General features: G+C 45.9%; 3 protein-coding genes and 1 CRISPR repeat array. All 3 genes read right to left on the bottom strand.

Annotated elements, in window-relative coordinates; translation table 11 throughout:
- Positions 1–98: 98 nt before the first annotated feature.
- Positions 99–2,587: direct repeats of the CRISPR family, unit length 37 nt; unit sequence GTTTCAATCCCTGATAGGGTTTTAGGTTGTTTCCGGC.
- Positions 2,588–2,841: 254 nt separating this feature from the next.
- From cas2 to cas4, 3 genes are read right to left on the bottom strand one after another with little or no spacing between them, the layout of a single operon-like run.
- Complete coding sequence (gene cas2 / locus QUA90_RS29985) at positions 2,842–3,114, bottom strand: CRISPR-associated endonuclease Cas2 (RefSeq protein ID WP_333448751.1); 273 nt, start codon at positions 3,112–3,114, stop codon at positions 2,842–2,844.
- Between the two features lie 16 nt (positions 3,115–3,130).
- A complete protein-coding gene (gene cas1d / locus QUA90_RS29980) occupies positions 3,131–4,135 on the bottom strand; it encodes a type I-D CRISPR-associated endonuclease Cas1d (protein ID WP_333448750.1) in 1,005 nt (334 codons plus the stop codon).
- A 22-nt stretch (positions 4,136–4,157) separates the two neighbouring features.
- Entirely contained in the window at positions 4,158–4,751 is a 594-nt protein-coding gene (cas4, locus tag QUA90_RS29975) for a CRISPR-associated protein Cas4 (protein ID WP_333080739.1), read from the bottom strand.
- Positions 4,752–4,833 lie beyond the last annotated feature (82 nt).

Here is a 4,833-nt window from a genome sequence, read left to right as displayed (position 1 = left end):
GTTTTTAGCTGGCATTTTTGTATAAATTGACTAAACTAATTTTTTATTATACCCTATTTAAAGGCACAACAGCTTATGCAGCTTTGTGAGAAAGTCAAGTTTCAATCCCTGATAGGGTTTTAGGTTGTTTCCGGCCCGACCCGGACTTGTCCAATGAGCCGGAAGATTTAGTTTCAATCCCTGATAGGGTTTTAGGTTGTTTCCGGCAAAAATTTACACCAAAAAACCGCTCCTAACTTTTTGTTTCAATCCCTGATAGGGTTTTAGGTTGTTTCCGGCCGATGATCCGCTGTGTGAGGCTCACGGCATCTCCAGCGTTTCAATCCCTGATAGGGTTTTAGGTTGTTTCCGGCCAAGCAGCAGCTAAGCTCATACGAATATCGCAATCAGGTTTCAATCCCTGATAGGGTTTTAGGTTGTTTCCGGCCTCTCAATCCCATCCGCCGCTAAAATAATCACATGGTTTCAATCCCTGATAGGGTTTTAGGTTGTTTCCGGCCATTTTTTTCGCGCTGCCTTGCATGGCCGTTGTCGTTTCAATCCCTGATAGGGTTTTAGGTTGTTTCCGGCGCGAGTGATTATGGAGATTAGCGGCCATCGCACCCTGTTTCAATCCCTGATAGGGTTTTAGGTTGTTTCCGGCGCCAAGCGATAATCCCTGAATTGCCTTGTGCCAGCTGTTTCAATCCCTGATAGGGTTTTAGGTTGTTTCCGGCACTCACTCCCTTATTCTCAATGGCTCAAAAATCTCGTTTCAATCCCTGATAGGGTTTTAGGTTGTTTCCGGCTATATGGCCGAAGCGGGTAAAGTAGCCGTGAATGAGTTTCAATCCCTGATAGGGTTTTAGGTTGTTTCCGGCTCGAGCGTGAATGGGATAGCGTTATACTCACCCCAGTTTCAATCCCTGATAGGGTTTTAGGTTGTTTCCGGCTTTATCATCAACAATAAACCGACTTTGTATCATAGGTTTCAATCCCTGATAGGGTTTTAGGTTGTTTCCGGCGCACCCGCGCTACAAAGTGATTCAGTCTAAATACGAAGTTTCAATCCCTGATAGGGTTTTAGGTTGTTTCCGGCCTGAGACAATTATCAATTTTAACGGCGACCCAGGGGTTTCAATCCCTGATAGGGTTTTAGGTTGTTTCCGGCATTACGTGTCCTGAATGCAAAGGCAAAGTCGCCTCGTTTCAATCCCTGATAGGGTTTTAGGTTGTTTCCGGCATTTATTTCTGCATCTGACTCTGGCTCTGTTGAGTTTCAATCCCTGATAGGGTTTTAGGTTGTTTCCGGCGCTTTTCTATATCGGCTTGCGTCTGTCCTAGTGCCGGTTTCAATCCCTGATAGGGTTTTAGGTTGTTTCCGGCTTGGTATAAAAAAAGGCAGAGCAGAGGTAATTGCTCGGTTTCAATCCCTGATAGGGTTTTAGGTTGTTTCCGGCTCGAACTCCGAACACTAGCGAACAGCCAATTGTTGTTTCAATCCCTGATAGGGTTTTAGGTTGTTTCCGGCCCTACTGCAAACTGCACAGATTCATCCACAATATTGTTTCAATCCCTGATAGGGTTTTAGGTTGTTTCCGGCGCAAGAGGATTAACTGACTTGGAAGTTTACCAGGTTTCAATCCCTGATAGGGTTTTAGGTTGTTTCCGGCTTCAGGACTCAAAATGATAATTCTTTCGGGATGCCGGTTTCAATCCCTGATAGGGTTTTAGGTTGTTTCCGGCCCCGGAGATTTTGCAGCGGCAGGCTTCCAACGTGTGTTTCAATCCCTGATAGGGTTTTAGGTTGTTTCCGGCCCGATCGCACTCCGGCTCTCTGTTCATGCTCGTGAGTTTCAATCCCTGATAGGGTTTTAGGTTGTTTCCGGCTTTTTAAACAGCCGGCTGTAGAAATTTTTCGTCAACGTTTCAATCCCTGATAGGGTTTTAGGTTGTTTCCGGCCGGTTTTGTTGCCGTCTTCAGCCATTGCAGCTTCTGTTTCAATCCCTGATAGGGTTTTAGGTTGTTTCCGGCAACACTTAGCGATCGCTTGCGCGCGCGGTATATTTTGGTTTCAATCCCTGATAGGGTTTTAGGTTGTTTCCGGCAATTTGCCTGATTTTGTAGGCGTACCGAGCAAGATTTCGTTTCAATCCCTGATAGGGTTTTAGGTTGTTTCCGGCGATCGATGACTGTAGCCGAAGCGTCGCAGATTGTGTTTCAATCCCTGATAGGGTTTTAGGTTGTTTCCGGCCCAGCTAATTTTGCAAAGCGAAGCAACATAATGTTTCAATCCCTGATAGGGTTTTAGGTTGTTTCCGGCACAGTAAACCGCAAAATTGATCATAGTTCAACAATGTTTCAATCCCTGATAGGGTTTTAGGTTGTTTCCGGCAAAGCGTCTTTAATGGTTCCGGGCGGCTTGTATCTTGTTTCAATCCCTGATAGGGTTTTAGGTTGTTTCCGGCATGGGTTATCCTATCCTATCCTATCCCGATCAAGTTTCAATCCCTGATAGGGTTTTAGGTTGTTTCCGGCCTTTGTAAGCGGTTTATTGATTGATATGAACAGTTTCAATCCCTGATAGGGTTTTAGGTTGTTTCCGGCCGCCGGGGTCTGGGAGGCTTGAAATATAAGGTTTTCAAGGTTCAGTTGCGTCTGATTGCAATCAATATACCGTTTCAACGATCGCCCTGTCAAGAGGGCAAAATTCAAATAGACCTCAAACTCTCTCCCAGTAAAACTTTCAGCATTTGCGTCTGACCCGCATGAGGTACAAACCACCGCAAACCCAGTCCTGGTAAAGCTCTTGGCCATTAAAATTCACCCCCTCCGTTCTACACCCACAGCCAGACGCAAAATCACACCATAAAAATCGTAGTATCGATCGGTGCCCGGCCGCCAATCCGCTCGATCTTGCCCTGACAGCAAGCACACAAAGAATGAAACAGGATGCTGTCTTCTTCCGACTTAATCACCCTACTCAGACGTTGGCGCATCCGGGCATACTGAGTATCCGTCACGTCGCAATGAAACACCGAATACTGCTTCCATTCCCCATAAGACTTGAGAATCTGGTGAATCTTAGTGCGGCGCTTGTCCTCGGATATATCGTAGCAAACCAAAACAAACATAACTCGATCGCCCTCCCTATTTCAGAACCAAAGGCGGATACTTATCAACTTCACCCATCAAATACTTAGCCATCAACCGCCCTTGAATTTCAAAAGCTTCTTGATAAGTACACAACTTTTCCATCACTGGATGCTTGAACTTTGACTGTTTCTTTTGTTCGTAAAGTCGCAAAAAATTGTGCAGCGCTTCTTTTGTCAAAGAAACCGCGCCACTCAACGGTTCTGCGGTAAAATCGCTAGGGCAAACTTTCTGCAAATTGATCGCCGTCAACACTACAGCATCAACTACCAAAGGTCGAAATTCTTCCATCAAATCCAGCGCTAAGGAAGGACGCCCATAGCGCTCAAAATGCAAATATCCCAAATACGGATCGAATCCCACAATATTCACTGCACTTTGAACATCGTGCCGCAGCAGAGAATATCCCAAACTTAACAGAGAGTTTACCGGATCTGTAGGCGGACGGCGGCGCCGAACTTCAAAGCTAAATTCCGGCACGCGAATCAGCCGATTGAAGCAGCCAAAATAAGTCGCACTACCCGCCCCCTCTAATCCTCGCAGAGAATTAATATTGGAAGTTTTATCAATAGAGGCGATGACTTGTTTCAATTGGGCGATGGGCTTTTCAAATTCCTGGGGAGAATATTTGCGCTGACATTCTAACAAAGTATGGCGGTAATTCTTGAGTTTTCCCCGTACAAACCCCCTAACTAAATGCACCGCCTGTTCCGATTCCCCAGCCGCTTGCCACTGAGCTTTTCGCACAAAGATATTTTTCGTCATCTCCGGTTCCAACCTCCCCAAATAACGTCCGTTTACTGTCAAAAAACTTAAAGGAATGTGACGTTCCAACAGTTCCACAACCACAGCCGGCGAAACTGTAGCGCGTCCCAATGCAACAACGCCATCAATCTTAATTAATGGCACGTCCAACAGATTTTTTTTATCAGCTTTAACCGTCAGACGTTCATCCACTTTGCCAATAAAAGCATCTTCTTGAGTAATGTAAACTGTTCCCATTGTGAAATCTCCTATTTGCAGATTAACTTGCTTCTTGATAGCGGTTGACTTTGGCAGCAGCTTGGGGCAGACATTGGGGAAAAAGACTGCATCCCTTACACCGAGAGGTGTAAACTGGTAAAGGGATATTTCCCGATCGCCAAAGAGCACCGACTTTTTCAATAGTTGCGATCGCATCCTGTCTCAAACCCTCAGAAATCTCGACTAATTGGCGCTGATGCGACTGCGCGTAATACACATATCCAGTCGCAATAGTTTTCCCCGTCATCTCCTCTAAACAAAGCGCTTGGGCGCAAACTTGCAACTCATCGTTATCCCATTCCCCCTTCCGGCCGCGCTTGTATTCCACCGGATAAATCTCACCCTCCGCCGACTCAATCAAATCCGATTTCCCAATGAGTTTGTAGCGCTCAGATTTCAGCCAAATCGCCCGAACCTGCCAAGTTTCATCGCGGTTAATCTCGCCCATCGTGTGAACGCGATCGTGCAAACTTGTCCCTTCAATGGTATACTGATTATCGGTGAATTCTCCCGCACAAGACATTCGCCAGCAGCGGTGAGGACAGTAAGAATACTGGTTGAGAGTTGCGATCGAAATGTAATCAAAATCGTTCATAATTTGTAGAAGTTCACGGGGTTAGCGTGGCAGAAGAGAAGGAGGAATCCGACAAGAACGAGTACTCAAGACAGATTCAGTC

Source organism: Microcoleus sp. D3_18_C4 (assembly GCF_036702355.1).
In the GTDB taxonomy this organism is placed as follows: domain Bacteria; phylum Cyanobacteriota; class Cyanobacteriia; order Cyanobacteriales; family Microcoleaceae; genus Microcoleus.
The sequence above is the reverse complement of the archived record's forward strand: the minus strand, read 5'-3'. Positions and strand labels throughout refer to the sequence as shown.